Origin of the sequence: Pantoea sp. NSTU24 (genome assembly GCF_050157905.1) — a bacterium.
GTDB lineage: Bacteria > Pseudomonadota > Gammaproteobacteria > Enterobacterales > Enterobacteriaceae > Pantoea.
In genome coordinates, this window is sequence record NZ_JBKIWZ010000001.1 from 3,650,456 (window position 1) to 3,676,610 (window position 26,155).

Sequence of the window (26,155 nt, forward strand, 5' to 3'; positions counted from 1 at the left end):
TCCCGTTCTCGCCCGGCATCAGTGGCGTTGTCCGGTGTGAAAGCGGTTCCGCTTTCCCGTGTGCAGCGGGGGAGAGCGGTTCGGCTTCTGTCCGGTACAACGCTTAACCCGGGCAATGATCATTAATAATATTCAGTTCCGCCTGGCCCGTATCACGGTCAGGAGAGTTTACCCACTGCCGCTGCGATTTCCGGCAGTGCCGCACGTGCAAACAGCTCTTCAAAGTCTGGCAGGTGGCCCAGCACCTCCCGGTTACAGGCATCCTGATACATGATCCAGCCATAGGTTGCCAGGCTGTCCATTGAGCGGATATTACGCTGCGTCAGGGCTGCTTTGTAATCTGACATGCGTTTGGAGCCGATCAGACTGGCCAGCTCATCATCACTGTAACTTTCGATGGCGGAGCGGGCATGGCGTTGCAGTTTGCTGACCAGCGCAAAATCTTCAGTCATCAGCAGATTACGAACGGCTTTTTCCACCGCCGGATCTTCGACCGGCGTGCCTTTTGGCAGTTTTGCCAGAGCCAGCTGCTGGGCAAAGCTCAGCACGGTGTAGTTGTTCAGCAGGACGAACATCTCCAGCGTGTCGGTTGCACCATAAGCCGGAACCGCGCCGTTGGCGATGGTTTTACCCTGACGCCAGGCCGCTTTAAATTTCGCAACCTGATGCGCCGCCAGCGCCGTCGACAGCTCTTCGAGCAGGTCTTTACGGCTTTTGGCTTTCAGGATCTCGCCGCCATCCTGGTAAAGCAGCAACGAACGTGGCATCACGTAAACAAAGTGGTGACACTCAGTTTCCCAGTTTTCCAGCAGCCATGCGGCGCGTGGCGACTGTGTCGCTGCCAGATGCCAGTGCAGCATGGTCAGCACCGCCTGTTTATGCACCTGCGCCATTTCGTCCTGATCGGCAATCGAGCCGAACCGCACGGAATCACCAGCTGCATGGCTGGCCAGTGCGCCGTACGGGTCGTACTGATAGGCAAAGCCACCGCTCATGCCATTGCCAAAGCCTTTACCAAAGGTTCCCAGGTTGAGAATGGCACCGTTGGTCATATATTCGCAGCAGAAGTCACCGACGCCCTCAACGACTGCCGTTGCGCCAGAGTTACGCACCGCGAAACGATCGCCCGCCTGACCCTGTACGAACAGCCGTCCGCCGGTTGCGCCGAACAGTGCAAAGTTACCGATCAGCACGTTGCCATCGCTATCCTGCGCGCCGCCGCCAGGCGACATCACGATCAGTTCACCGCCGCACTGGCCTTTGCCAACACCATCGTTGCAGGTGCCGTAGTGGGTCAACTGCATACCGTCATTGCAGAATGCACCAAATGACTGCCCGGCGGATCCGGTGGTGGCGATCTTCACGCTTTCCGGTGCCAGATAGCGGCGGCCGCGATCGTCGGTCAGTACGGCAGGCATCGCCTGCAACTGCTCCGCCGTCAGCTGATGGTTAAGCATGCGCTCGATGTCGATCGCCAGCTGGCCGCCAACGCTTTTATGGCGGTTATTCAGCACGATGTGGTCGCCCAGGGTGACGTCAGAACTCCCCTGATCCACCAGCGACAGCTTCAGCTGCTCAACCCAGCCATCATCCAGCTCAAAATCTTTTTCCAGATAGACCGGTTTATCGATTTTCAGCTCTGGCACCACGGTGAGCATGGCGCGTAAGTCGAGTTTGCCCACTTCCAGCGGGTGATCCATCAGGTGCAGCAGGTCAGCGCGGCCGCGTGCTTCGCGCAGAGAATGCAGACCCATACGTGCCAGAATCTCACGCACTTCATGCGCGACGTTGAGGAAATATTGCGCCAGCTGACGTGGATCGCCATCAAAGGCTTCGGCATTGGTGGTTAGCCCGGCCGGGCACTTCACGTTACAGTTCTTTGCCATTACGCATTTCAGCATCATCAGCGCCGTGGTGCCGAATTCAAAGCTGTCACCGCCCAGCAATGCCGATTTCACTACGTCGCTGCCGGTCTGTTGCGCGCCTGAGCAGCGCAACTGCACTTTCTCGCGCAGGCCGTTCGCGCAGAGCGCCTGGTGAACTTCGGCGATGCCGATCTCCGCCACGCGCCCGGTATATTTCAGGCTGGTCACCGAGGCTGCCCCGGTGCCGCCGGTGTTACCCGCGACGTTGATCACGTCAGCACCCGCTTTCGCCACGCCGACCGCAATGGTGCCGATCCCTTCTGACGAAACCAGCTTAACAATCACGCGTACCCGCGCGGCTTTACAATCATGGATCAGCTGCGCCAGATCTTCGATTGAATAAGTATCGTGATGCGGTGGTGGCGAAACCAGCTCGACGCCAGGCGTACCGCCACGCGCCGCCGCAATCTCGACGGTGACTTTGGCGGCCGGTAACTGACCACCTTCGCCGGGCTTCGCGCCCTGGCCAATTTTAATCTCCAGCTCTTCCAGCATCGGATCGGCCAGGTAAGCGGCCCAGACGCCGAAGCGGCCTGATGCCAGCTGCTTAATCCGTGAGGCGCGGATGGTGCCGTGACGCGAATAGTGTTCGCCGCCTTCACCGCAGTTACTCATGCCGCCAACCATATTGGTGCCGTGGGCTACCGCTTCATGGGCGGGCGCGACCAGCGCACCGTGGCTCATCGCCCCGGAGGCAAAGGTACGGGTTATTTCACAGGCTGGCTGCACTTCACTCAACGGCAGTGAAGGCAGGGTTGTGAAAATACGGGACAGATAATCTGCCGCTTTGCCGTATGCGGTCACCTTCAGGCCACCCGTGACCACTTCGCTGCTCTCGATGTCGTCGCCGAAGCGCGAGGCCAGGGCGCGGGAGAGGTTCTGCAGGCGTTCGCTTTCAGGCTTCAGCCCTTCAATCGCATCGGTCAGGCGCAGCATAAAGTGGTTCAGGCTACCGTCCACCGCCTCACACACCATGCCACGAATGGCAAAGCCGTTATTAGTCAGTGAGTAGCGGCCCAGCTTGCGACGGAACTCCGCTTCGCTGTCAATGTGGGTCAGGTCAGCCGGGAAAGTCAGGATGTCGCGCAGCGCCGCCGGACGACGTTTGCGCTCTTCATACATCAGGCTTGAGAACTGACGGTAGTCGGCCGTGATGGCAAAATTGTTAATGACCTCATCCGGGATGCGCTCGAAGCTGCTGTCTTTAAATGTTTCTGGCTTGATGCCGAAAGCGTTATCAAGTTTGGCCAGCGTCATCAGACGGATGAAGTTATCCTCTTCGCGGGCTTTGTCGGCAAAGCGAATCGGCTCTTCGGTCATGTCGATAAAGGTGCGCACGGCGATGGTGCCGTAGGAGTGACCGGCCCCTTCCGCGCGCTCTTTAAACAGGCCCAGCAGCGGCACGTCAGATTCACCCTGAATTCTGAGCGCGCTCTGGTGCCAGTCAACGGCCATCTGGGCGATGGTGGCGAAGCCTGCGCCGCCCACCGGTGTTTTAATGTTCGGGAAATACTTTTTCAGCACCGGGTCATCGGTGTTGAGGAAGTTAGGCTCAAAGAATTCGCCACAGCTATAGCTTTCCACGGTGCAGAGGCCCACTTTGCCCATGGTTTTCATCAGGGCTTTTTCAGCGGCTTTGGCATAGCGCTTAAAGGCTTTATTGCCTTCTTCGCCTTCGCCATATTTCTCCTCTGCGCGCATCTGAACGCCCAGCGGATAAATCGCGGAGGCCCCGAAGCCAAGGGTCGCGGCGATGTGGTGCGAAGAGATGCTCTGGCCGCTTTCCACTACCAGCGAGACATCCAGACGTAGCCCTTCCTGAACCAGGCGCTGGTTGATGGCAGAAACCACCAGCAGCATCGGAATCGCGGCGTGTTTCGAGGAGATGTGGCGATCGGTCAGTACGGCGATGCCGCCCTGAGAGCGGGCAAAATCCACCACCTGCTGCGCCAGGTCATCAATGGCTTTTTCCAGCGCATTGGCGTTTGCCGTCATGCTCAGCAGATCTTTGCCGACCACCGGCTCATAGAGCATTTCAAAGCGGGCATAAGGCGCAATGGTCTGCTCGCGTAAACGCAACATATCCAGGTGGCTGAGGATTGGCGTAGGCACCACAATCTGGCGGCCTTTGCTGCGACCCAGATGCGGTTTCGCACCCAGCGCCACCCGCAGGGTCATGCCATCCGCTTCACGAATGGAGTCCAGCGGCGGGTTTGTGACCTGTGCAAAGCGCTGAGAGAAGTAGTGCGCCATGCCGCCTTCGTGATCGGATAAGCCATTGATGGCGTTGCCGTAACCCATCGCAGAGATCTTCTCTGCGCCGGTATTCAGCATCGGGTCCATCATGAACTTGAAGCTTTCCTGGTTGTAGTAGTAGGCAACAAAGCGCTGATAGGTTTTCAGATCGCCACGATAGCGCAGCGGTGAACCCTGCTGTTCTGCCGGGATTTCAGGCAAATCATCCAGGCCGACGCGGGCTTCACGCAACAGCGCCAGATAATCTTTCTCCGCAGCCAGTTTTTCCAGCGCCTGCAGCGTGGTGTAGCTGCGTTTTTCACGATGATCAAAATAGAGCATCCCGCCCGCTTCAATTCGGCCACGACGCAGCACGCTTTCCGGTGGGAAGGCGATCTGGCCCGCTTCCGACATCGCACCGATATATTCCGCGGTTTCGACGGAACGCAGCGGGCGCAGGCCAAGGCGGTCAAGACGCGCACCGATCACTTCACCGTTGCCGAAGATTAACGCGGCAGGGCCGTCGTTCTTCTCTTCGTACAGAGAGAAATATTCCAGCATGGCGCGCACCTCTGGCGACAGCTCGCTGTCATTTTCCCAGGCAGGCGGCATCATGGAAACCACGGCGGTAATCAGATCGAGGTTGTCCTCCATCAGGCGGCTGTGGATGCTTTGATCCAGCCGCGAGCTGTCGGACTGGCCTTTGGGCCGCACAATTTTTTTGCCACGAGCCAGTGCCAGTGCGGCTTCCGCGATGCGGTTTTTACGGTCCGTGTTCAGCTCGCCGTTGTGCGCCATCAGCCGGAACGGCTGCGCCATTGTGGTATGAGGATCGGTGTTGGTTGAGAAGCGGGTATGGAAAAACAGCCCGCGCACCTGATGATCGGGATCGGTCAGATCTTTGAAGTAAGGGATGACTTCATTGGAGTTCAGGCGGGCTTTAAACACCTGCGTACGCGAAGAGAGCGACAGCGGATAGAGCCCGCCAAATTCGCTGTCGGTAAACGCATGGGCTTCAATCGTTAACAGGGCGCGATAGATGCGTTTTTCGAAGTCGTTTTGATCGACCACGTCCTGCGGGGCAGTGAAAATCCACTGCAGAATGGGTAACTGGAACTGCACGGCGGCCGGGCGTGTTACGCTGCTGTCCAGCGGCATATCACGCTTCATGATGACTGGCAGACCAAAGCTGCTCAGTGTCTCATCCACCAGGCGCTCGGCGTTTGCCCGCAGCTCTGCATCTTTCGGCACAAAGAAGTTGCCGACGCCAAAGCGACCCGCTTCCAGCGGCTCGCCGGTAACCTTGCGGAAGAAGTGCAGCGACAGGTCGACGTTGACCCCTGCGCCGTCACCCACGCCTTCTGCTGACATACCGCCGCGGTGAGGGACCGTACACAGGGCGCTGTGCGCCATCTGCAGAATCTCGTGGGTCTGCTCGCCGTCCTTACGCGTAATGAAACCTACACCACAGCTATCACTGCCTGCTGTCGGATCATACAAGCCATAGGATTGAGGTTTTTTAGTGGACATTGAGGGTCTCCTTAAACTGCTTTGACATTACCTGCACTGTTTCAGGGTCTGAGCGCAACCAGGGCGCAGCTTCATTTTCCCGCCATGATTTGTCGGGCACGCGTCATAGCCCTGAGCATTTCTCTCCAGACATCGGTAAAACGTCTTTTATTGAGCTGCTCTGATTTCCGGTCTCATAAAGGAGATGACTTAAACCACGCGGGAGTCTTCTTGTTGCATAGATATGCCGAGACAATGACCCGTCTGGAAAGCTTTCAGCGGATTTCCAACTTATCGGGAAAGCGTAATCAGGTCAAATAGGGCGGTCAGGCAAGGTAATCTGACGTTTTATTGGTTTAAGCAAATGATTAATAACGATATTAAGCTTTAAAATGTCCCGCTCTGGCGCCCGGCGATCGGCTGATAAATGTGAACTGACTCACTGTAGGGCAGGCATCGGATCTCTGCACCATGCTGGCGGGAAGGGGATAAACAGCATTAAATGCTGTCAGGCACAGATGATACATCGTATGTATCTGTTTTTCTTATGTCCGGTTTTTTGAATGAAATCAGGCGTGGTTATAAGAAAAATTAATCGGCACAGGCGTGCTTAAAACATCACTAAAGATGAATGGATATTCATATAAACGGGATGAGCCTGCGCAACTGAACGCTGCCAGGATATTGAAAAAAGGCCATACAGAGAAATCTGAGATTCACTGGCGGCCTTACAGATTATTCATTTGGCACAATCAGTCAAGGGTTTTAACCGTTTTGTCCTTAACGTCGCCGAACGGCTGCGCGGATGCACCATAATAGCGCATCTGCGTCCGGATCTTCGCGTGACGCGCTGCGACGTCACAGGGCTATCTGCGTTATAGTGGGGCGGTTTCTCTTTCAGGGAGTGGGTATGAAGCAAATTCGTCTGCTGGCGCAGTACTACGTTGATTTAATGGTCAAGCTGGGACTGGTGCGGTTCTCGCTGTTGCTGGCGTCGGCGCTGGTGGTACTGGCGATGATCGTCCAGATGGCGGTCACGATGGTACTGCGGGGTCACGTTGAGAGTATCGACGTGGTACGTTCGGTCTTCTTCGGGCTGCTGATCACGCCCTGGGCGGTCTATTTCCTCTCGGTGGTGGTCGATCAGCTGGAGGAGTCGCGGCAGCGGCTGGCCCGGCTGGTGGATAAACTGGAGGAGATGCGCACCCGCGATCTGGAACTTAACCAGCAGATGAAAGAGACCATCACGCAGCTGAATCAGGAGATCAGCGACCGTAAAAAGGCGGAACTGGCGCGCGAACAGGTGATGGATAAGCTGCGTGAAGAGGTGACGCGCCGCGAACAGGCGCAGATCGAGCTGGAACAGCAATCCTCTTTCCTGCGCTCCTTCCTGGATGCCTCACCTGATCTGGTGTTCTACCGCAATATCGACAAACAGTTTTCCGGCTGCAACCGGGCGATGGAGCTGCTGACCGGCAAAAGCGAAAAACAGCTGATTGGCCTGACACCACGCGATATTTACGATGATGAAGCGGCGACCAAGGTGCTGGAAACGGATGAGAAGGTGTTCCGCCATAATGTCTCGCTGACCTATGAACAGTGGCTGCAATACCCCGACGGTCGGAAAGCCTGTTTTGAGATCCGTAAAGTGCCTTACTACGATCGCGTCGGAAAGCGTAGCGGACTGATGGGCTTCGGCCGCGATATAACCGAGCGTAAGCGCTATCAGGACGCGTTAGAGAACGCCAGCCGGGAAAAGACCACCTTTATCTCAACGATCAGCCACGAGCTGCGTACGCCGCTTAATGGCATTGTCGGCCTGAGCCGGATTCTGCTGGATACCGATCTGAATCAGGAACAGCTGAAATATCTGAAAACTATCCACGTCTCGGCCATCACACTGGGCAACATCTTTAACGATGTGATTGAGGTGGACAAGATCGAGCGCCGTAAAGTACAGCTCGATAATCAGCCGCTCGACTTTACTGGCTTCCTCGCCGATTTAGAAAATCTCTCCGGTCTGCTGGCACAGCCTAAAGGGCTGAAGTTTGTGCTCGCGCCGCAGCTGCCACTGCCACACATGATCTCCACCGATGGCACGCGTCTGCGTCAGATTCTGTGGAACCTGATTGGCAACGCGGTGAAGTTTACGCAGCAGGGGGAAATCCTGGTGCGGGTGACCTATGAGCAGGAAGAGACGCTGCGCTTCGAAGTGCAGGACTCCGGCATGGGGATCCCGCAGGATGAGCAGGATAAGATCTTTGCGATGTACTATCAGGTCAAAGATCAGCACGGCGGTAAGCCGGCGACCGGTACCGGTATCGGCCTGGCGGTGTCACGCCGTCTGGCGCAGGCGATGGGCGGCGATATCCGCGTTCACAGTGCGCCAGGTCAGGGCTCCTGCTTTACCGTTGAGGTCCATGCGCCACGCATTGCGGAAGAGGTGGAAAACGAAGGCGTGGAAGACAGTCTGCCTCTGCCCGCTCTGCACGTATTACTGGTTGAAGATATTGAGCTGAATGTGATCGTGGCGCGCTCGGTTCTGGAAAAGCTGGGCTGCAGCGTAGAGGTTGCCATGACCGGCCATGAGGCGCTGGCGATGTTTGACCCGCTGGAGTTTGATCTGGTGCTGCTGGATATTCAGCTGCCGGATATGACCGGGCTGGATGTCTCACGCGCCATCCGCCAGCAGTATCAGGGTTCCGATCTCCCGCCGCTGGTGGCGCTCACCGCCAATGTCCTCAAAGACAAAAAAGAGTATTTCGACGCGGGAATGGATGATGTTCTCAGCAAGCCTCTGGCGGTACCGGCACTGACGGCGATGATCAAAAAGTACTGGGATTATCAGTCTGAACCGGCAGAAGAGGCACCCGCCGCGCGCGACGACAAAAACCTGATGCTGCTGGATGTCGCTATGCTTGAACAGTACATCGAGCTGGTTGGACCCGGCCTGATCACCCAAAGCCTGACAATGTTTGAAAAAATGATGCCGGATTATCTGGCCGTGCTGGAATCAAACCTGATGGCGCGCGATCAAAAGGGGATTGCTGAAGAGGGTCATAAGATCAAAGGCGCGGCGGGGTCAGTCGGTTTACAGCGTTTACAGATGCTGGCGAAACAGATCCAGAGTCCGGAGCTGCCGGCATGGTGGGACAACGTGACAGAGTGGATCGATGAACTGAAGCACGAATGGCGACATGATGTGCAGGTATTACGCGACTGGGTAGCAGAACAGAAAACCTGATACGCCAGAAAAAAATGACCCCAGCCGAAGCCGGGGTGCGCGAATACTGCGCCAACACCAGGGAAAACATTGCGGCCGCTATGATCTGAATAATTAATGCAGCCGCAGGGTATTGGTTAACACTGTCATCACCTTAGCAAATCCATCTTCACATGCGACAAGATTCATTAAAAATTGTGATATTGAGCAGCGTTTAAATACAGAAAACATTAATTTGGCAACACAGTCAAGTAAGGAATCAATTTACGTGCTGCATTGCTGTAAATTTAGCCAGATTTGCCCTTTTTCGTGTAGTTTTAACGCGGCAGTGGAAGGAGAACGAGGCGCAGAGGAAGCGAGTGACGCTGCGGTTAACATCAGTGTCAGCCGCATCGCTAAGACGCTGATATTGCAAGCAAGCACCCCAAAATGACACGAATAATCCAAAACGATCCGGAATGATAAAAATGAATCTGACGCTTTCTCTTTTCAGTCCGATGGCGTAAGTACATTTGCTGAGCAAAAACAGGGCCAGCACAGGGATGACTGACGTTAACATCTGCTGATTATTTAAACGTTATAACGATAATTCTGATTAATATATAGACAGCGAAAGAATCAGAAAAAAGTTAATCTTTAGTAATGTGAATGTTTTTATCCAGCGCTTATTATCCATTATTAAGTGTTTATCTGGAAAGAAGGCAGGGGGCCATAATGAATGGAACCGATTCCTTTTTGCCGGAAGTCCTTGAACTATTTCGAACTGTTGCGGCATGTTGATGCAAAATGTTTGAATAAAGTCTGGAAACTGTCGATTGAATTTCATCGAAAATTGAAAAACGCCTGCTTTTCGGGCAGTGATTACATGTGTGATTGATTAACGTCTGAAACAGGTATGGGAAGATTGCATGAACAAGCATAAAGGAAGCGTGGGGCAGCGTATCAGACGGATGGCAGGCCGTATTGTGCTGGTATGGCTGGGACTCTGGCTGGCGGGCATTTTACTTTTCTCTTTCCTGCCGGTTCCGTTCTCCGCAGTGATGGCGGAACGACAGATTGGAGCCTGGCTGCGGGGCGATTTTGGCTATGTTGCTCATTCAGACTGGGTCGGGCATGACGAGATTTCACCCTGGATGGGGCTGGCGGTCATCGCCTCAGAAGACCAGAAGTTTCCCACCCACTGGGGTTTTGATGTGGCGGCGATTGAGTCGGTACTGGATAAGAGGGATAGCCAGATGCGTGGCGCCTCCACGCTGTCACAACAGACGGCGAAAAATCTCTTTCTCTGGGACGGACGCAGCTGGTTACGGAAAGGTCTGGAAGCGGGCCTGACGGTAGGAATGGAAACGGTCTGGACGAAAAGACGCATTCTGACCGTCTATCTCAATATTGCCGAGTTCGGGCCAGGGGTCTTCGGCGCAGAGGCGGCGTCACAGCGCTATTTCCACAAACCTGCCAGCCGGCTGACGGCCGCAGACGCGGCGTTGCTGGCGGCCGTGCTGCCTAATCCGATTCGCTATCGTGCGGCGGCGCCCTCCGGCTATGTCAGAGAGCGGCAGCAGTGGATCCTGCGCCAGATGCGCCAGCTGGGCGGAGAAGGCTTTTTACAGCGTAATCAGCTCGACTAGACCTTAGTCCTCATCGAAGCCCGCTTCGAACAATTCGATGACCGCTGCCAGCGCCGGCACTTCTTCCGGGCCGCTGGCTTCAATCTCGATGTGTCCGCCTTTTGCCGAATCGAGCATCAGCAGCGCGATCACGCTGCTGGCTTCGGCTTCAGTGCCCGCTTCGTTGCGCAGCAGCACTTCAGCGTCAAAGCTCTGCACCAGCTCAAAGAGCTTCATTGCCGGGCGGGCATGCATGCCCAGCTTATTTTTGATTTCTACAGTTTGTCTGACGGTCATGATTTGCGCTTTTCCAGCGTACGATGGCGTGACTGTACATTCTTGCCGCGCGAACGAAAGTAATCGGCCAGTTGTTCGGCGATATAGACTGAGCGATGTTTACCGCCCGTACAGCCAATCGCTACGGTAAGATAGCTGCGGTTGTTGGTCTCCAGCATCGGCAGCCAGAGTTCTAAATAGCTGCGCGTCTGGTAGATAAAATTATGCACTTCAGTGTGACGATCAAGGAAGGCCGCTACCGGACGATCAAGACCTGTCATTGGTCGCAGCTTGGGATCCCAGTGTGGATTGGGCAGAAAGCGCACGTCAAACACATAGTCCGCATCAATAGGGATGCCATGTTTGAAGCCGAAAGATTCAAACACCATGGTCAGTTCCCGCTCCCGCTTGCCCAGCAGGCGGGTACGCAGCATCTCGGCCAGCTCATGCACCGACATCTCAGAGGTGTCGATGATCAGGTCGGCGCGGGAGCGCAGCGGTTCCAGCAGATCGCTTTCTTCATCAATTGCGCTCTCAAGCGACAGATTTTTGCTGGAGAGAGGGTGCAGACGGCGCGTATCACTGTAACGCCGAATCAGAGTATTGCGGTCCGCATCCAGAAAAAGCAGCTGCGGTGAAAAGGAGTCAGGCAGGTTATTCAGCGCGGTCTCAAAGATTTCAGGCGATTCGGGCATGTTCCGGACATCAATACTGACTGCCGCGGAAATATTGCGCTCAGCCAGCGAATTCGCTAACTCAGGCAGCAACACGACCGGCAGGTTGTCGACGCAGTAGAATCCCATATCTTCCAGCGCACGGAGCGCCACCGACTTTCCCGAGCCTGAACGACCGCTGACGATCATCAGCACCATGACCTTTTCTCCCGTTTTAAAACCGGCACCCGGCCAGTAAAGACGCGTTACTGCTCTGTCTGGATTTCCGTAATAATGGCATAGAGCTCTTCATCACTCTGCGCTGCACGCAGACGGCGGCATACCGTTTTGTCTGCCAGACGTTTTGCCACCAGTGAAAGGGTATGCAGATGCGTTTTGCACTGGTCAGCCGGCACCAGCAAGGCAAACAGCAGATCGACCGGCTGATTGTCGACGGCATCGAACGCAATGGGCTGTTCAAGGCTGATAAAAACCCCGACCGCCCGCAGCGTATCCTCTTCCAGTTTGCCGTGAGGAATGGCAATGCCGTTGCCGATACCGGTACTGCCCATACGTTCACGGGTCAGAATCGCTTCGAAAAGCGTCTGGTGCGGCAGGTTGAGCTGCTTAGCGGCCAGTTCGCTGATAATTTCCAGCGCACGTTTTTTGCTCTGGCAGTGTACGCCGCTGCGGGTGCAGTCTGGCGAAAGCACCGTGCTCAATTCCAGTGTAAGATCGTTGTTCATCATCGTTTCACTTGCGAGTTCACCAGACCCTTCACCGCCAGCGCGACATGACGCGGGAGACAAATGGCGCCTCTCCTCAGATGACAAAACGGGGCGGATTACCCGCCCCATCCAGTCGGCTCTGCGCGGCAGGCGCACGTAGCTGGCGTAAAGGTTAGTGTTTTTTCAGTTTGTCTTTGTGTTTGGTCAGCTGACGGGCGAGCTTATCGATCAGTCCGTCAACGGCCGCATACATATCTTCCGCTTCCGATGTGGCGTGCAGCTCGCCACCATTCACGTGAAGTGTTGCGTCAGCCACCTGCGTGACTTTTTCAACTTTCAGGACAATATAGACCTGATTGATATGTTCAAAATAGTGTTCCAGTTTGGCAAATTTACCGCTGACAAATTCACGCAATGGTTCCGTGATTTCAACGTGTTGCCCGGTCAGGTTCAGCTGCATAGGTCTTCCTTCTCATTTCTGTCAAACCAGCTGTTTACGCTGGTTCGATGGCGGGATGGATAAAGACTCGCGATATTTGGCGACGGTTCGCCGTGCCACCATAATGCCCTGATCAGATAACATGGAGGTCAGCTTACTGTCGCTCAAGGGTTTGGCTGGATTTTCCGCCGAAATTAATTTTTTCACCAGTGCACGAATCGCTGTGGAAGACGCTTCACCGCCGCCCTCTGTATTGACGTGGCTGGAGAAAAAGTACTTCAGTTCGAAAATGCCCCGCGGGCTGTGCAGGTACTTCTGCGTCGTCACACGGGAAATGGTCGACTCATGCATCTCAACGGCCTGGGCGATATCGGCCAGCACCATCGGGCGCATAAACTCTTCGCCCTGCTCGAAAAAGGCCTGCTGCTGTTCAACAATACAGCGTGTCACTTTCAGCAGCGTATCGTTACGGCTTTCCAGACTCTTAATCAGCCAGCGCGCTTCCTGCAGATTACTGCGAATGAACTGATTGTCGCTTTCATTTCGCGTAGCGCCACCCATTGCGGCATAGTGCTGATTGATTTTGAGGCGCGGCACGCTGTCGGCATTAAGTTCAACCGTCCAGCGGCTGCCCGCCTTGCGTACCAGCACATCGGGAATGACATATTCCGGTTCACTGGTGTTAATCGACTGACCCGGACGCGGGTCCAGCGACTGTATCAGCAGCATCGCCTCTTTCAGCACCTCTTCTTTAAGGCGCGTGACCCGCATCAGACTGCGAAAATCGTGGTTAGCCAGCAAATCCAGATGTTCACTGACAATCAGGCGCGCTTCTGACAGCATCGGCGTTTCAGGCGCATACTGCGAAAGCTGTACCAGCAGGCAGTCACGCAGATCGCGTGCGCCGACGCCGATCGGATCAAAACGCTGGATGCGTTTCAGCACCGCTTCCACTTCATCCACTTCCAGCTCATCGTTGCCAATGCTGTCAAGGATCTCATCAAGCGAAACGGTAAGATACCCGGTGTTATCAATAGCGTCGACAATAGAGGTCGCAATCGCGCGATCGGTGTCACTGAACGGCGTCAGCCCGACCTGCCACATCAGATAATCCTGCAGAGACTGGGTGGTTTCGCCCTGATAAACTGGTAACTCATCATCCTGATAATCGGTACCGGTGCCTGACGGCGTACCCGCTGTGTAAATCTCATCCCAGGTCGCATCCAGCGGCAGTTCATCGGGCATCTCTTTCTGCTCAAGGGCTTCACGCGTATCCAGCGCCTCGGCCTCAGACGATTCCCGGGCGTCAATCTCTTCGTGCAGTTCGGTCTGCTCAAGCAGCGGGTTGCTTTCCAGTGCAAGCTGTAACTCCTGCTGGAGTTCAAGCGTAGAGAGTTGCAGCAGACGTATGGCCTGCTGCAGTTGTGGCGTCATTGCCAGCTGTTGGCTAAACCTGAGTTGTAAACCTTGCTTCATAGACAGGATGGTAGTTCCCAGGTAAACATCAGTATTAACGACACCTTATCAGAGTCTGAACTCTTCACCCAAATAAACCCGCTTCACTTGCTCATCGGCCAGGATCTCGTTCGGAGTGCCGTGCGCGATAAGGTGACCCTGGCTGACGATATAAGCGCGCTCACAGACCGCTAAGGTTTCACGCACGTTGTGGTCGGTAATCAGCACGCCCAGGCCACTGTCACGCAGATGCTCGATAATCTTTTTGATGTCGATAACAGAGATAGGGTCAACACCGGCAAAGGGCTCATCCAGCAGGATAAATTTAGGATTTGCTGCCAGCGCACGCGCGATCTCGACGCGACGGCGTTCCCCGCCTGACAGCGCCTGGCCCATACTGTCACGCAGGTGCTCAATATGGAACTCTTCCATCAGTTCGCGGGCACGATCCTGGCGCTGCTCTTCCGTCAGATCGTCGCGGATCTGCAATACTGCCATCAGGTTATCGTAGACGCTCAGGCGACGGAAAATAGACGCTTCCTGCGGCAGATAGCCGATACCGCGACGCGCGCGTGCATGCAGCGGCAGGATGCTGATATCTTCATCATCGATGACAATGCGACCCGCATCGCGGGGCACGATACCGACCACCATATAAAACGTGGTGGTCTTACCGGCACCGTTCGGGCCCAGCAGGCCGACAATCTCGCCGGACTTTACCTGCAGACTGACATCTTCTACCACGCGACGGCCTTTATACGCCTTCGCCAGGTTTTCTGCGATTAATGTGGCCATAGCTATCAGTTACTCTTTTTTCCGCTGGTGGACGAACCTTTGTCCTGAAGTTGCGATGGTACCAGGACGGTGGTGACGCGCTTGTTCTGGCCCTGACTGTAAGCCTGCATTTTCTGCTCTTTCACCAGATAGGTTATCCGGTCGCCTTTGATGTTGCTGTCCTGCTGCTCAATAAACGCATTGCCGGTCAGTTCAACGAAGTCATTCGCCAGTTCGTAATGCAGTTTTGCGGCATGACCCTTTACCGGCTTACCGCTGTCCTGCATCTGATAGAAGGTGGCAGGATTGCCGTAGGCGTCGACGATGGTTTTCTTACTGTCGCCGCCCGGACGGGTTACCACGACTTTATCAGCCGTAATTTTGATTGAGCCCTGGGTCACGATGACATTGCCGGTAAAGGTCGCAACGTTGCCCTGCAGGTCCAGCGCCTGATTCTGTGAGTCAATATTTACGGGCTTGTCCGAGTCACCGGTCAGGGCCAGCGCAGGAACACTGGTTGCCAGCAGAATCGAGGCCAGCAGGAGCTTCAGGCTATTTTTGTTCATTTTGAATTTCATAAGAGGTTTTGACCTTCTCGATTAACTCGGCGTTTTTCGTCCGTAAATTGCCGCGCATTTTCATGCCAGTGGAGTTAAAGCTGCGGCCATACAATGTCACCTGATCATCAGAGGTAACGTCCTGAGTGACAAGATTGATTTGCGCATTATCTGTTTTGATGCGCTCAAGTTGAGAATCCTGCGTCAGGGTATTCAGCTCAACATGGCCATAAAGATAAAGCATACGATCTTTGGTGAGCTTTGCTTTATCTGCCTTTAGCGACCAGGTCGGAATTTTATTCTCATCAAAAGTGGTCATCACCGGATTGTCGAACCAGCTGATTTCGTCGTCAGAGAAGTAGGTCACTTTGTCAGAAGTCAGTTTATAGGACAGCGCGCCCTGCGGGTTATAAACCACAGTGTGTGAATCGGCACTGGTATAGGTCGGCGACTGCGCGCCATTGACGACTGGCGAGCCATCATCATCCTGGTTAGTAAGATTCCAGCCGATCAAAACCAGTGCAATCAAGGTCAGAATCAGCGTTATCCAACGCCTGCTTTTACTCATACTGATTGCCCTTTGGCATCCTCAAATTTGTTCTGCGCCATTAAGATCAGATCACACACTTCACGTACCGCGCCGCGTCCGCCGGCAATCCGCGTGACATAGTGCGTGCGCGGCAGAAGAATCGGATGTGCATCCGCCACCGCCACGCTTAATCCGACTTTCGCCATTACCGGCCAGTCGATCAAATCGTCACCGATATAGGCGACCTGGTCGTCGGAAAGAGACAGTTTATCCAGAAGTTCACGATAGGCCAAAAGCTTATCTGATTGTCCCTGATAAAGATGGCGGATGCCGAGCGTTTTGCAGCGATCTTCCATCAGTCGCGCATTGCGGCCGGTAATGATAGCCACTTCCACATCAGAGGTCAGCAGGCAGCGGATACCGTAGCCATCCCGCACGTTGAATGCCTTGAGCTCTTCGCCATTGTTCCCCATGTAGATCACGCCATCGGACATCACGCCATCGACGTCGCAGATCAGCAGACGGATCCGGCTGGCGCGCGCCATAATGTCGACGCTGACCGGGCCGTAGCAGGTGTCGATCGGGGGAGTTGCCTGTTGCATTTTCTTTTCCTGTTCAGACTACGCCAGCGCGCAGCATGTCATGCATATGTACCACGCCCAGCAGATGGTCGTCATCGGCCACCAGAATCGAGGTAATGTTTTTCGTCTGCATCAGATTCAGGGCTTCAACCGCCAGCATATTCGGCCGGACGCGGATGCCGCCCCGCGTCATTACTTCGCCGATCGTGGCACGCTGAAAATCGATGCCCATGTCAAAGATGCGGCGCAGGTCACCATCAGTAAAGATCCCCTCTATTTTCATCAGGTCGTCGACGATAACCGTCAATCCCAGATTCTTACGGGTGATCTCCAGCAGCGCATCACGCAGCGAGGCGTCACGGGTGACGTGTGGCAGTTCATCGCCGCTGTGCATGATATCCGCCACATGCAGCAGCAGCTTGCGGCCCAGCGCACCGCCGGGGTGGGAGAGGGCGAAATCCTCTGCTGTAAATCCCCGCGCTTCCAGCAGTGAAACCGCCAGCGCGTCACCCATGACCAGGGTCGCGGTGGTGCTGGTGGTCGGTGCCAGACCCAGCGGACAGGCTTCCTGCGGGACGTGAACGCACAGATGCACATCCGCTACCCGACCCATGGCGCTTTCCGGCCGTCCGGTTATGCAGATCAGCGCAATGTGCTGACGTTTCAACACCGGAATCAGCGCAAGGATCTCGTTTGATTCTCCGCTGTTGGAGATGGCGATCACCACGTCATTTCTGCTCACCATGCCCAGGTCGCCATGACTGGCTTCAGCCGGATGAACAAAGAAGGCGGGCGTACCGGTGCTGGCGAAAGTCGCCGCCATTTTTTTACCGATATGTCCGGACTTGCCCATGCCCATCACCACCACTTTACCCTGACAGCCATAAATCAGGGCGCAGGCGCGGGCGAAGTCGTCGTTGATATATTGATCGAGCTGTTCCAGTCCTTCACGCTCAATGCGGAGCACGGTCTTGCCCGCTTGCTGGAAATCAAAGGCAGTTGGTTGCTGATATGACATAGTGCGTCTGTCCTTGTTAACCGTTCATGAATGCCGGCTGTATCCACAGCAGCATTACCCAGACGAAGAAACCACAGAGTAAAATCAGGCCCGCCGTACGGCCAACACGTCGGCGACGAAGCAGGCAGAGCAGGGCAAACAGCACGCTGACGCCCAGCATGACCCAGTAATCACGGGCAAAGGCATGATAATCGACGCTGCCCGGATGAATCAGTGCCGGAAGTCCCAGCACGATGGCAATATTATAAATGTTGGCACCAATCAGATTGCCAATCGCAATATCATCTTCGCCTTTCAGCGCGCCAGCAAGTACCGTTGCCAGCTCAGGCAGGCTGGTGCCTACAGCAATCAGCGTCAGGCCCATCACCAGCTCGCTGACGCCAAAATAGTCGGCAAAGGCGGTGGCATTGTCGATCACCATGCGTGTCGACATGGGCAGAATAATCAGCGCGACGGCCAGCCAGAGAAAGGCCACGGTGTTTCCGCTTTCTTCACGCGGCAGTTCAGCCAGCTGCTCGCGTGTCAGGGTGTCGTTGTTATCCTGTTCCGCTTTACGCGCGATGCGAATGACCACCATCAGATAAATAGCGGCTATCGTAATCAGGCCAATTCCATCAAGTCGGCTAAGCTGATTGTCAAACAGCATACAACCGCTGAGCAGCGTAACCAGTAACATCAATGGCAGCTCACGGCGTATCAGATTGGAATGAACAGTCAGCGGATGTATTAGCGCAGCGGCACCCAGAATCAGTAGAATGTTGGTAATGTTCGAGCCAAGCGCGGTGCCGACGGCCAGATCCATCTGGCCATGCTGCGCCGCAGAAAAAGAGAGGATCATTTCTGGCAGCGAGGTGCCAATGCTGACAACGGTCATGCCGATAATTAATGGCGGAATGCCCAGTGAACGACACAATATAGAGGCGCTAAACACCAGACGATCGGCACCATAAGCCAGTAAAAGCAAACCGATAATCAGCAGTGCAGAAGCTACAAACATGAAGAATCCTTGCATAAAAAACCGGGCCGGCAATGCTTTTCCCGACCGGTTTAACGTTCTGTTTGGCGAGACAGGCGCTGATTTTGACCGTCTGAGCGGCAAAAGTAAATTTAATGACCATTTTCGGCAAATCTTAGCGGTAAGTTTCTGTAAAGCTATCGTGAATCACGACCGGACAGGCTACCATCGTATCCCATGTTTACGCCCGATCCTGACAAGAGGTGACAATGATCCAGCAGCAAACGAATCTGGTTGAGGTTCGTGGCGTGAGTTTTTCGCGCGGAGATCGCACAATCTTCGATGACATTTCGCTGACCGTGCCGAAAGGCAAAGTGACGGCGATAATGGGCCCCTCGGGGATAGGAAAAACCACTCTGCTACGCTTGATTGGGGGACAGCTTCAGCCGACCCGGGGTGAAATTCTGTTTCGTGGCGAAAACATTCCGTCATTATCCCGCGCTAAATTGTATGAAGCACGTAAAAAAATGAGCATGCTGTTCCAGTCCGGCGCACTCTTCACTGACTTAACGGTCTATGAAAATGTGGCCTGGCCACTGCGTGAGCATACACAGCTGCCTGCGCCGCTGCTGCATAGCACCGTGCTGATGAAGCTGGAGGCGGTGGGTCTGCGTGGCGCCGCGCAGCTGAAACCCGCTGAGCTGTCGGGCGGCATGGCGCGTCGTGTGGCTCTGGCGCGTGCTATCGCGCTTGAACCGGAACTGATCATGTTCGACGAGCCGTTTGTGGGTCAGGATCCCATCACCATGGGGGTACTGGTGAAGCTCATCGACGAACTGAACCATGCGCTGGGGCTGACCTGCATTGTGGTTTCGCACGACGTACCGGAAGTACTGAGTATTGCGGACTACGCCTATATCGTGGCCGGACAAAAAATTATTGCACAGGGCACCACGCCCGGACTGCGAGAGAATAACGACCCGCGTGTTCGCCAGTTTATTGATGGTGATGCGGATGGTCCGGTTCCCTTCCGTTTTCCTGCTGGCGACTATCTCGCAGATTTAACCGGCTCAGGGAGTAATTAATCAGATGGTCTTGAAGGCGCTGGCGTCGTTTGGTCGTCAGGGAATTGAAACGTGTGCCAGTTTTGGACGCGCGGGCTTAATGCTGTTTCATGCGCTGGTGGGAAAACCGGCGTTCCGCAAACATGCGCCGCTGCTGGTTAAACAGCTTTATAGCGTGGGCGTGTTGTCGTTACTGATTATTGTCGTGTCGGGCCTGTTTATTGGCATGGTGCTGGGCCTGCAGGGGTATCTGGTACTGACCACTTACGGGGCTGAAACCAGTCTGGGTATGCTGGTGGCGCTGTCGCTGCTGCGTGAACTGGGGCCGGTGGTAACTGCGCTGCTGTTTGCCGGACGGGCGGGATCGGCACTGACCGCCGAAATCGGCCTGATGAAAGCCACTGAACAGCTCTCCAGTATGGAAATGATGGCAGTGGATCCGCTACGCCGCGTGGTTTCGCCACGTTTCTGGGCGGGATTTATCAGCATGCCGCTGCTGGCACTGATCTTTACCGCCGTCGGCATCGCGGGTGGCGCGCTGGTTGGCGTGAGCTGGAAGGGGATTGATCCTGGCTTCTTCTGGTCAGCCATGCAGAACGCGGTCGATTTTCGGGCTGATGTGGTTAACTGCATTATTAAAAGCGCCGTATTTGCCGTCACGGTGACCTGGATTGCTCTCTTTAATGGCTATGACGCGATTCCCACTTCTGAAGGGATCAGTCGCGCGACGACGCGTACCGTAGTACATGCTTCACTGGCGGTGCTCGGGTTGGATTTTGTGCTGACAGCACTGATGTTTGGGAATTGATGCAATGCAAAGCAAAAAAAGCGAAATCTGGGTTGGCATTTTTATGATCATGGCGTTGCTCGCCGCACTCTTTCTCTGTCTTCGCGTCGCCGATCTCAAATCGATGGGCACCGAGCCGACGTGGAAACTCTACGCCACCTTCGACAATATCGGCGGTCTGAAAATCAGTTCGCCGGTTAAAATCGGTGGCGTCGTCATTGGCCGGGTGACGGACATCGAACTCGAGCCGAAAACGCTGCTGCCACGGGTGACGATGGATATCAGCGATCGCTATGCTGATAAGATTTCGGATACCAGTTCGCTGGCGATCCGCACGCAGGGCCTGCTGGGTGAGCAGTTCCTGTCACTTAACTTAGGATTTGACGATCCTGAACTGGGTTCAGCGATGCTGAAAGATGGCGATACGCTGCGCGATACGAAATCAGCCATGGTGCTTGAAGATCTGATCGGCCAGTTCCTTTATAAAAGCGGCGACAGCAAGCAGAACAGCGACAACAAGGATGCGCAGGACGGCAGCAGTGCTGCGCCTGCGGCACCGGCTCAACCTTAAAGAAGAGGGTATACCATGTTTAAACGTTTACTGATGATTGCCATGCTGGCCGTGACCGTGCCGCTGACAGCAACGGCCGCCGATCAGAGCAATCCTTACAAACTGATGAATCAGGCGGCGGAGAAAACTTTTACCCGTCTGAAAAATGAGCAGCCAAAAATTAAGCAGAATCCTAACTATCTGCGTGAGATTGTGCGTCAGGAACTGCTGCCCTATGTACAGATCAAATATGCCGGTGCGTTAGTGCTGGGCCGCTACTATCGCGATTCAACACCTGCTCAGCGTGAAGCCTACTTCAGCGCCTTCGCTGACTATCTGGCGCAGGCTTATGGTCAGGCCCTGGCGCTTTACAATGGGCAGAGCTATCAGGTGCAGCCTGAACAGCCGTTGGGCGATGCCAACATTGTTGCCATTCGTGTTTCTATTATTGATCCTAATGGCCGTCCGCCGGTTCGTCTCGACTTCCAGTGGCGTAAAAATAGCCAGAGCGGTAACTGGCAGGCTTATGACATGATCGCTGAAGGTGTCAGCATGATTACGACCAAGCAGAATGAGTGGAGCGACCTATTACGCACCAAAGGTATCGATGGCCTGACAGCGCAGCTGAAATCCTCAGCCGCTCAGCCCATCACGCTGGATAAACAACAATAATGCATGAATCGTTACGCTGGGAGCGGCAAGCCAGCACGCTACTGCTGAAAGGCGAACTGGATCGCGATACGCTGATGAGTCTCTGGCAGCAACGTGAGACGGTTATCCGGGATGTCGACACCATCGATGTCGCGGCGCTGGAGCGTGTTGACTCTTCCGGGCTTGCTCTGCTGGTGCACCTGCGGGAAATTGCGCGTGCACAGGGGAATACCCCACGCTTTACAGGCATCAGCAACAAACTGCAGTCGCTGATTACGCTTTACAATCTGCAACAGATTATTGTTTCTGCGGATAAAAGCGCCTGATTTCTTTCTGTTACGCTAAGCCCCTGTTTTTGACAGGGGCTTTTGCGTATTTAAGAGTCAGCCGCTTTCCTCTACTATGTCAGCCTTATTATTATTAAGCGAAGTTAAGACCAATGGAAAACAGTGAAATTCAGGCCGTGCTGATGGCAGCACTGCCTTTGGACGAAGTGCATGTCATGAGCAATGACGGCAGCCACTTTCAGGTTATCGCCGTTGGCGAACTGTTTGGTGAGCTGAGCCGTGTGAAAAAGCAGCAGGCTGTCTATGCGCCGCTGATGGAGTTCATTGCAGACAACCGCATGCATGCTGTCTCTATCAAAACCTACACTCCCGCTGAATGGGCGCGTGACCGTAAACTCAACGGTTTCTGATCCCCGGCGTGGTGAACTCGCCGTGAGCGAGTCCAATTTTTAGCTAGTTAATTGAGAGCCGTGTTAATGGACAAATTTCGTGTGCAAGGCCCCACCCGCTTAAGTGGTGAAGTGACCATTTCCGGGGCGAAGAACGCCGCGCTGCCTATTCTGTTTGCGGCCCTGCTGGCCGAAGAGCCGGTAGAGATACAGAATGTGCCAAAACTGCGTGATATCGATACCACGATGAAGCTGCTGAGCCAGCTGGGTGCGAAGGTGGAACGCAACGGTTCAGTGCACGTTGATGCCAGCGCAGTAGACGTTTTCTGTGCGCCTTACGACCTGGTTAAAACAATGCGTGCTTCTATCTGGGCGCTGGGGCCGCTGGTGGCACGTTTTGGTCAGGGTCAGGTTTCCCTGCCGGGTGGCTGCGCTATCGGCGCGCGTCCGGTTGACCTGCACATTACCGGTCTTGAACAACTGGGTGCAGAGATCAAACTGGAAGAGGGTTACGTTAAAGCCTCTGTCAATGGTCGTCTGAAAGGCGCGCTGATTGTCATGGATAAAATCAGTGTGGGTGCAACTGTCACAATTATGAGTGCGGCAACACTGGCAACCGGCACGACGGTTATTGAGAACGCAGCGCGCGAGCCAGAAATTGTCGATACCGCGAACTTCCTGAATACCCTGGGTGCTAAAATCAGCGGTGCAGGCAGCGACAAAATCACTATTGAAGGCGTAGATCGTCTGGGTGGCGGTGTCTATCGCGTACTGCCCGACCGTATCGAAACCGGCACCTTCCTGATTGCGGCGGCCATCTCGGGTGGCAAAGTAATGTGTCGCAACACCCAGCCTGATACGCTGGATGCGGTACTGGCTAAGCTGCGTGATGCAGGTGCCGACATTGAAACCGGTGAAGACTGGATCAGCCTGGATATGCACGGTAAGCGGCCAAAAGCGGTCAACGTGCGTACTGCTCCGCACCCGGGGTTCCCGACCGATATGCAGGCGCAGTTCACGCTGCTGAACATGGTGGCGGAAGGCACAGGCGTGATTACCGAAACCATCTTCGAAAACCGTTTCATGCATATTCCGGAACTGATTCGTATGGGCGGTCATGCTGAGATCGAAAGCAACACGGCTATCTGTCATGGCGTTGAAACCCTTTCGGGCGCGCAGGTGATGGCGACCGATCTGCGTGCGTCAGCCAGCCTGGTTCTGGCAGGCTGTATTGCAGAAGGCACGACGTTCGTTGACCGAATTTATCATATCGATCGTGGCTATGAGCACATCGAAGATAAACTGAAAGCGATGGGCGCGAACATTGAGCGTGTCAGCGAAGAGTAATCCCGCCGGAACGCCAATAGCCAGCCCCCGGGGCTGGTTTTTTTCGTCTGGAGAGCGTGCGTGATCTCAGGCTTTACCGGAATGATCGGCTGGTGCACGGATACGGGTTTTACGCTCCAGCAGGCAGTGGGTTTCAGGATCAAAATAGCGACTGGGCCAGATTTCACAGGGATGAACCTTGAGTGCATCCGCGATCAACCATTCTCCTTTAGGCCATGGACGGGTCAGTGCGTTGGCCAGCGTAGACGAACTCAGACCAGCCGCACGCGAAAGCGCCGCCAGCGTCATACCGCGCTTATGCAGGGCAGCGATAATGTCAGCTGTGTGCCAGTCTTCCCTCTTTTCATGCATAACCTGTTCTCCTTTTCCTTGTTGTTGCACCATCCAGCAAAACGCCGGGTTCCCTTTTTTATTACCTGAAAAGGTGACTTTTTATAGCAAATAGTTTCCGGTAATTTCCAGTAAAATTTGTCTCTGATGTCCGCTCCGTGTGACAGAACGCAAAAGCGATGCAACCGCACGGCGGTAACAAAAAGAAGTGAGAGGAAGAATGTAAGAACGGAGCCGGGTGGCTCCGTGAGGGATCAGAAATCGCGCTGAACGGACATGTGCGCCAGCGACTCCAGCGCGCTGCGCCAGGGGGATTCAGGCAGAATGCGCAACGCCTCAATCGCTTTATCCGCTTCCTGTTCCGCGCGGCTGCGCGTCCATTCCAGCGAACCGCACTGATGCATTGCTTCCAGGACCGGCTCCAGCAGATGACGACCGTTGCCCTGTTCAATGGCTTCCCGAATCATCTTCGCCTGCTCTGGCGTACCGTGCTGCATCGCGTGCAGCAGAGGCAGTGTCGGTTTGCCTTCGCTCAGGTCATCGCCGGTATTTTTACCCAGCGTTTCACCGTCTGCGCTGTAATCCAGTAAATCGTCAATTAACTGGAAAGCCGTACCCAGATAGCGCCCATAATCCTGCAGTGCTTTTTCTTCTGCCTGGGTGGCATCAGCCAGTATCGCAGAGGCCTGGGAAGCGGCTTCAAACAGGCGCGCCGTCTTGCTGTAGATGACGCGCATATAGCTCTCTTCAGTAATGTCGGGGTCGTTCACGTTCATCAGCTGAAGGACTTCGCCCTCCGCGATCACGTTTACCGCTTCTGACATCAGCGCCAGGATACGCAGCGAGCCCATGCTGGTCATCATCTGAAAGGCGCGGGTATAAATAAAGTCACCGACCAGCACGCTTGCCGCATTGCCGAACGCCGCGTTCGCGGTCGCTTTGCCACGACGCATATCGGATTCATCCACGACATCGTCATGCAGCAGCGTGGCGGTGTGGATAAATTCGATCAGCGCCGCATTGGTCACGTGCAGATCGCCCTTGTAGCCCATGGCGCGTGCGGAAAGCACGGCAATCATGGGACGGATACGCTTACCTCCACCGCTGATGATGTAGTAGCCCAACTGGTTGATGAGCGAGACATCTGAATTCAGCTGGTCGAGGATGGTCTGGTTAACGGCAGCCATATCCTGTGCGGTTAATTCATTAATCTGTTCTAAGTTCATTCGTCTTTTCAGCTATGACTCGTTATCTCTGCCATGGTAAGTGGTTTACCCAGCCAGCGTTCAGGTAATCTGTTACTGATTGTACTTGAATTTTGTGGCTGAGAAACGGTTGCATTTGCCCTGTGTTTTTTTTCTGCAAGAGTGTGCAAAGTGCTCTTGTCTTCTTCTGGAGTTTTGCGTAGAATTCGCGCCCTATTGTGAATATTTAGCGCGCCGCCTGATGAACTAAAAAAGGCAAGCGCAGAAGCGGAGTTTTATATGTACGCGGTTTTCCAAAGTGGTGGTAAACAACACCGAGTAAGCGAAGGTCAGACCGTTCGCCTGGAAAAGCTGGACATCGCAACCGGTGAAACCATCGAGTTCGACCAGGTTCTGATGATTGCTAATGGCGAAGACGTGAAAATCGGCGCGCCACTGGTTTCAGGCGGTATGATCAAGGCAGAAGTTGTTGCTCACGGTCGTGGCGAGAAAATTAAGATCGTTAAGTTTCGTCGCCGTAAGCACTACCGTAAGCAAGCTGGCCATCGCCAGTGGTTCACTGATGTGAAAATCACTGGCATCACGGCTTAAGAGGAGATCTGACAAATGGCACATAAAAAGGCTGGTGGTTCGACTCGAAATGGTCGTGACTCCAATGCAAAACGTCTGGGTGTTAAGCGTTTCGGTGGCGAATCTGTTCTGGCAGGTAGCATCATCGTTCGTCAGCGTGGCACCAAATTCCACGCAGGTAACAACGTAGGTTGTGGTCGTGACCACACTCTGTTTGCTACCACAGACGGCAAAGTTAAATTCGAAGTTAAAGGTCCGAACAACCGTAAATACATCAGCATCGTTGCTGAGTAAGGTTGTCGTGACGCAGACGGTTAACGTCTGAACGCACGAATTGAAGGCCCCGCAGCTCCTGCGGGGCTTTTTACATTCTGCGCTCTGTTGCGGTTACGCAACGCATCACAAAAGATTGCTGTACACTTTATGTACGCAGTGGCGAAAGCCAGTTCTGATTTATCCGCCGCTGGTCAGCGCAGAAGACCCTGGCGGACCCGTCTGCAGAGTGCTGCAG

General features: G+C 54.6%; 25 protein-coding genes. 11 read left to right on the forward strand and 14 right to left on the reverse strand.

The genetic code is table 11. The annotated features are described in order from the left end of the window. Nucleotides 1–158: 158 nt before the first annotated feature. The gene (locus ACLHDD_RS17305; RefSeq protein WP_427105041.1) at nucleotides 159–5,690 is read right to left on the reverse strand and encodes a glutamate synthase-related protein; all 5,532 of its coding nucleotides are present in this window, start codon (nucleotides 5,688–5,690) and stop codon (nucleotides 159–161) included. A gap of 889 nt (nucleotides 5,691–6,579) precedes the next feature. On the opposite strand from ACLHDD_RS17305, the gene arcB reads away from it, so the two are divergent. Next, complete coding sequence (arcB, locus tag ACLHDD_RS17310) at nucleotides 6,580–8,913, forward strand: aerobic respiration two-component sensor histidine kinase ArcB (protein ID WP_427105042.1); 2,334 nt, start codon at nucleotides 6,580–6,582, stop codon at nucleotides 8,911–8,913. Nucleotides 8,914–9,800: 887 nt separating this feature from the next. Then, nucleotides 9,801–10,520: a monofunctional biosynthetic peptidoglycan transglycosylase gene (gene mtgA, locus ACLHDD_RS17315; RefSeq protein WP_427105043.1), complete on the forward strand. Its 720-nt coding sequence runs from the start codon at nucleotides 9,801–9,803 to the stop codon at nucleotides 10,518–10,520. 3 nt (nucleotides 10,521–10,523) lie between these two features. Here mtgA and npr read toward each other — a convergent pair whose 3' ends face one another. The 11 genes from npr to ACLHDD_RS17370 form a co-directional block, all read right to left on the reverse strand. Then, a complete protein-coding gene (gene npr, locus ACLHDD_RS17320; RefSeq protein WP_003851116.1) occupies nucleotides 10,524–10,796 on the reverse strand; it encodes a PTS phosphocarrier protein NPr in 273 nt (90 codons plus the stop codon). Then, entirely contained in the window at nucleotides 10,793–11,647 is an 855-nt protein-coding gene (rapZ, locus tag ACLHDD_RS17325; protein WP_003851114.1) for an RNase adapter RapZ, read from the reverse strand. Before rapZ ends, npr begins: the two co-directional genes overlap by 4 nt. Before the next feature lie 47 nt (nucleotides 11,648–11,694). Continuing rightward, entirely contained in the window at nucleotides 11,695–12,174 is a 480-nt protein-coding gene (gene ptsN / locus ACLHDD_RS17330; RefSeq protein ID WP_008925405.1) for a PTS IIA-like nitrogen regulatory protein PtsN, read from the reverse strand. A gap of 154 nt (nucleotides 12,175–12,328) precedes the next feature. Then, the gene (gene hpf, locus ACLHDD_RS17335; protein WP_313652864.1) at nucleotides 12,329–12,616 is read right to left on the reverse strand and encodes a ribosome hibernation promoting factor; all 288 of its coding nucleotides are present in this window, start codon (nucleotides 12,614–12,616) and stop codon (nucleotides 12,329–12,331) included. A 21-nt stretch (nucleotides 12,617–12,637) separates the two neighbouring features. Beyond that, nucleotides 12,638–14,071: an RNA polymerase factor sigma-54 gene (gene rpoN / locus ACLHDD_RS17340; RefSeq protein WP_427105044.1), complete on the reverse strand. Its 1,434-nt coding sequence runs from the start codon at nucleotides 14,069–14,071 to the stop codon at nucleotides 12,638–12,640. Between the two features lie 48 nt (nucleotides 14,072–14,119). Then, nucleotides 14,120–14,845 carry an LPS export ABC transporter ATP-binding protein gene (gene lptB, locus ACLHDD_RS17345; RefSeq protein WP_009092467.1) on the reverse strand — a complete coding sequence of 242 codons (726 nt, stop codon included), beginning with the start codon at nucleotides 14,843–14,845 and terminating at the stop codon, nucleotides 14,120–14,122. Nucleotides 14,846–14,850: 5 nt separating this feature from the next. Beyond that, nucleotides 14,851–15,402 carry a lipopolysaccharide ABC transporter substrate-binding protein LptA gene (gene lptA, locus ACLHDD_RS17350; protein ID WP_427105045.1) on the reverse strand — a complete coding sequence of 184 codons (552 nt, stop codon included), beginning with the start codon at nucleotides 15,400–15,402 and terminating at the stop codon, nucleotides 14,851–14,853. Next, on the reverse strand, nucleotides 15,377–15,949 hold the full coding sequence (gene lptC / locus ACLHDD_RS17355) for an LPS export ABC transporter periplasmic protein LptC (RefSeq protein WP_427105046.1): 573 nt from the start codon (nucleotides 15,947–15,949) through the stop codon (nucleotides 15,377–15,379). The genes lptA and lptC overlap by 26 nt, the downstream gene beginning before the upstream one ends. Next, nucleotides 15,946–16,512, reverse strand: a complete 567-nt coding sequence (gene kdsC / locus ACLHDD_RS17360) for a 3-deoxy-manno-octulosonate-8-phosphatase KdsC (protein WP_427105047.1) — start codon at nucleotides 16,510–16,512, stop codon at nucleotides 15,946–15,948. Before kdsC ends, lptC begins: the two co-directional genes overlap by 4 nt. 13 nt (nucleotides 16,513–16,525) lie before the next feature. Beyond that, complete coding sequence (gene kdsD / locus ACLHDD_RS17365) at nucleotides 16,526–17,509, reverse strand: arabinose-5-phosphate isomerase KdsD (protein WP_427105048.1); 984 nt, start codon at nucleotides 17,507–17,509, stop codon at nucleotides 16,526–16,528. A 16-nt stretch (nucleotides 17,510–17,525) separates the two neighbouring features. Beyond that, the gene (locus ACLHDD_RS17370; RefSeq protein WP_427105049.1) at nucleotides 17,526–18,506 is read right to left on the reverse strand and encodes a calcium/sodium antiporter; all 981 of its coding nucleotides are present in this window, start codon (nucleotides 18,504–18,506) and stop codon (nucleotides 17,526–17,528) included. A 227-nt stretch (nucleotides 18,507–18,733) separates the two neighbouring features. Between ACLHDD_RS17370 and mlaF the strand changes: the two genes are divergently transcribed. The 7 genes from mlaF to murA all read left to right on the forward strand — a co-directional run bounded on the left by mlaF (nucleotide 18,734) and on the right by murA (nucleotide 23,539). Continuing rightward, nucleotides 18,734–19,549 (forward strand): phospholipid ABC transporter ATP-binding protein MlaF, encoded by an 816-nt coding sequence (gene mlaF / locus ACLHDD_RS17375; RefSeq protein ID WP_427105050.1) that lies wholly within the window; start codon nucleotides 18,734–18,736, stop codon nucleotides 19,547–19,549. 4 nt (nucleotides 19,550–19,553) lie between these two features. Continuing rightward, on the forward strand, nucleotides 19,554–20,336 hold the full coding sequence (gene mlaE / locus ACLHDD_RS17380; protein WP_427105051.1) for a lipid asymmetry maintenance ABC transporter permease subunit MlaE: 783 nt from the start codon (nucleotides 19,554–19,556) through the stop codon (nucleotides 20,334–20,336). Nucleotides 20,337–20,340: 4 nt separating this feature from the next. Then, on the forward strand, nucleotides 20,341–20,886 hold the full coding sequence (mlaD, locus tag ACLHDD_RS17385; protein WP_427105052.1) for an outer membrane lipid asymmetry maintenance protein MlaD: 546 nt from the start codon (nucleotides 20,341–20,343) through the stop codon (nucleotides 20,884–20,886). A 15-nt stretch (nucleotides 20,887–20,901) separates the two neighbouring features. Next, nucleotides 20,902–21,537, forward strand: coding sequence for a phospholipid-binding protein MlaC (mlaC, locus tag ACLHDD_RS17390; RefSeq protein WP_313652875.1), 636 nt, complete (start codon nucleotides 20,902–20,904; stop codon nucleotides 21,535–21,537). Then, a complete protein-coding gene (gene mlaB, locus ACLHDD_RS17395; protein WP_427105053.1) occupies nucleotides 21,537–21,842 on the forward strand; it encodes a lipid asymmetry maintenance protein MlaB in 306 nt (101 codons plus the stop codon). The genes mlaC and mlaB overlap by 1 nt, the downstream gene beginning before the upstream one ends. Nucleotides 21,843–21,955: 113 nt before the next feature. After that, nucleotides 21,956–22,213, forward strand: coding sequence for a BolA family iron metabolism protein IbaG (ibaG, locus tag ACLHDD_RS17400; protein WP_003851098.1), 258 nt, complete (start codon nucleotides 21,956–21,958; stop codon nucleotides 22,211–22,213). 66 nt (nucleotides 22,214–22,279) lie between these two features. Beyond that, nucleotides 22,280–23,539, forward strand: a complete 1,260-nt coding sequence (murA, locus tag ACLHDD_RS17405; RefSeq protein WP_427105054.1) for a UDP-N-acetylglucosamine 1-carboxyvinyltransferase — start codon at nucleotides 22,280–22,282, stop codon at nucleotides 23,537–23,539. Nucleotides 23,540–23,605: 66 nt separating this feature from the next. Here murA and ACLHDD_RS17410 read toward each other — a convergent pair whose 3' ends face one another. Next, entirely contained in the window at nucleotides 23,606–23,890 is a 285-nt protein-coding gene (locus ACLHDD_RS17410; protein WP_427105055.1) for a helix-turn-helix domain-containing protein, read from the reverse strand. 233 nt (nucleotides 23,891–24,123) lie between these two features. Next, nucleotides 24,124–25,095 (reverse strand): octaprenyl diphosphate synthase, encoded by a 972-nt coding sequence (ispB, locus tag ACLHDD_RS17415; protein ID WP_427105056.1) that lies wholly within the window; start codon nucleotides 25,093–25,095, stop codon nucleotides 24,124–24,126. Between the two features lie 258 nt (nucleotides 25,096–25,353). Between ispB and rplU the strand changes: the two genes are divergently transcribed. Next, on the forward strand, nucleotides 25,354–25,665 hold the full coding sequence (rplU, locus tag ACLHDD_RS17420; RefSeq protein ID WP_008925416.1) for a 50S ribosomal protein L21: 312 nt from the start codon (nucleotides 25,354–25,356) through the stop codon (nucleotides 25,663–25,665). 15 nt (nucleotides 25,666–25,680) lie between these two features. After that, complete coding sequence (gene rpmA / locus ACLHDD_RS17425) at nucleotides 25,681–25,938, forward strand: 50S ribosomal protein L27 (RefSeq protein WP_063878150.1); 258 nt, start codon at nucleotides 25,681–25,683, stop codon at nucleotides 25,936–25,938. The last annotated feature ends 217 nt before the right edge of the window (nucleotides 25,939–26,155 follow it).

Excerpts from the sequence above, each read along its gene's own strand:
- ACLHDD_RS17370 (WP_427105049.1), bottom strand. The coding sequence starts at position 18,506 with ATGTTTGTAGCTTCTGCACTGCTGATTATCGGTTTGCTTTTACTGGCT.
- kdsD (WP_427105048.1), bottom strand. The coding sequence starts at position 17,509 with ATGTCATATCAGCAACCAACTGCCTTTGATTTCCAGCAAGCGGGCAAG.
- mlaD (WP_427105052.1), top strand. The coding sequence starts at position 20,341 with ATGCAAAGCAAAAAAAGCGAAATCTGGGTTGGCATTTTTATGATCATG.
- lptB (WP_009092467.1), bottom strand. The coding sequence starts at position 14,845 with ATGGCCACATTAATCGCAGAAAACCTGGCGAAGGCGTATAAAGGCCGT.
- lptA (WP_427105045.1), bottom strand. The coding sequence starts at position 15,402 with ATGAAATTCAAAATGAACAAAAATAGCCTGAAGCTCCTGCTGGCCTCG.
- rpoN (WP_427105044.1), bottom strand. The coding sequence starts at position 14,071 with ATGAAGCAAGGTTTACAACTCAGGTTTAGCCAACAGCTGGCAATGACG.
- npr (WP_003851116.1), bottom strand. The coding sequence starts at position 10,796 with ATGACCGTCAGACAAACTGTAGAAATCAAAAATAAGCTGGGCATGCAT.
- kdsC (WP_427105047.1), bottom strand. The coding sequence starts at position 16,512 with ATGCAACAGGCAACTCCCCCGATCGACACCTGCTACGGCCCGGTCAGC.
- rpmA (WP_063878150.1), top strand. The coding sequence starts at position 25,681 with ATGGCACATAAAAAGGCTGGTGGTTCGACTCGAAATGGTCGTGACTCC.
- rplU (WP_008925416.1), top strand. The coding sequence starts at position 25,354 with ATGTACGCGGTTTTCCAAAGTGGTGGTAAACAACACCGAGTAAGCGAA.
- hpf (WP_313652864.1), bottom strand. The coding sequence starts at position 12,616 with ATGCAGCTGAACCTGACCGGGCAACACGTTGAAATCACGGAACCATTG.
- murA (WP_427105054.1), top strand. The coding sequence starts at position 22,280 with ATGGACAAATTTCGTGTGCAAGGCCCCACCCGCTTAAGTGGTGAAGTG.
- mlaF (WP_427105050.1), top strand. The coding sequence starts at position 18,734 with ATGATCCAGCAGCAAACGAATCTGGTTGAGGTTCGTGGCGTGAGTTTT.
- arcB (WP_427105042.1), top strand. The coding sequence starts at position 6,580 with ATGAAGCAAATTCGTCTGCTGGCGCAGTACTACGTTGATTTAATGGTC.
- ptsN (WP_008925405.1), bottom strand. The coding sequence starts at position 12,174 with ATGAACAACGATCTTACACTGGAATTGAGCACGGTGCTTTCGCCAGAC.
- lptC (WP_427105046.1), bottom strand. The coding sequence starts at position 15,949 with ATGAGTAAAAGCAGGCGTTGGATAACGCTGATTCTGACCTTGATTGCA.
- mlaE (WP_427105051.1), top strand. The coding sequence starts at position 19,554 with ATGGTCTTGAAGGCGCTGGCGTCGTTTGGTCGTCAGGGAATTGAAACG.
- ibaG (WP_003851098.1), top strand. The coding sequence starts at position 21,956 with ATGGAAAACAGTGAAATTCAGGCCGTGCTGATGGCAGCACTGCCTTTG.
- mlaB (WP_427105053.1), top strand. The coding sequence starts at position 21,537 with ATGCATGAATCGTTACGCTGGGAGCGGCAAGCCAGCACGCTACTGCTG.
- ispB (WP_427105056.1), bottom strand. The coding sequence starts at position 25,095 with ATGAACTTAGAACAGATTAATGAATTAACCGCACAGGATATGGCTGCC.
- ACLHDD_RS17305 (WP_427105041.1), bottom strand. The coding sequence starts at position 5,690 with ATGTCCACTAAAAAACCTCAATCCTATGGCTTGTATGATCCGACAGCA.
- mlaC (WP_313652875.1), top strand. The coding sequence starts at position 20,902 with ATGTTTAAACGTTTACTGATGATTGCCATGCTGGCCGTGACCGTGCCG.
- ACLHDD_RS17410 (WP_427105055.1), bottom strand. The coding sequence starts at position 23,890 with ATGCATGAAAAGAGGGAAGACTGGCACACAGCTGACATTATCGCTGCC.
- rapZ (WP_003851114.1), bottom strand. The coding sequence starts at position 11,647 with ATGGTGCTGATGATCGTCAGCGGTCGTTCAGGCTCGGGAAAGTCGGTG.
- mtgA (WP_427105043.1), top strand. The coding sequence starts at position 9,801 with ATGAACAAGCATAAAGGAAGCGTGGGGCAGCGTATCAGACGGATGGCA.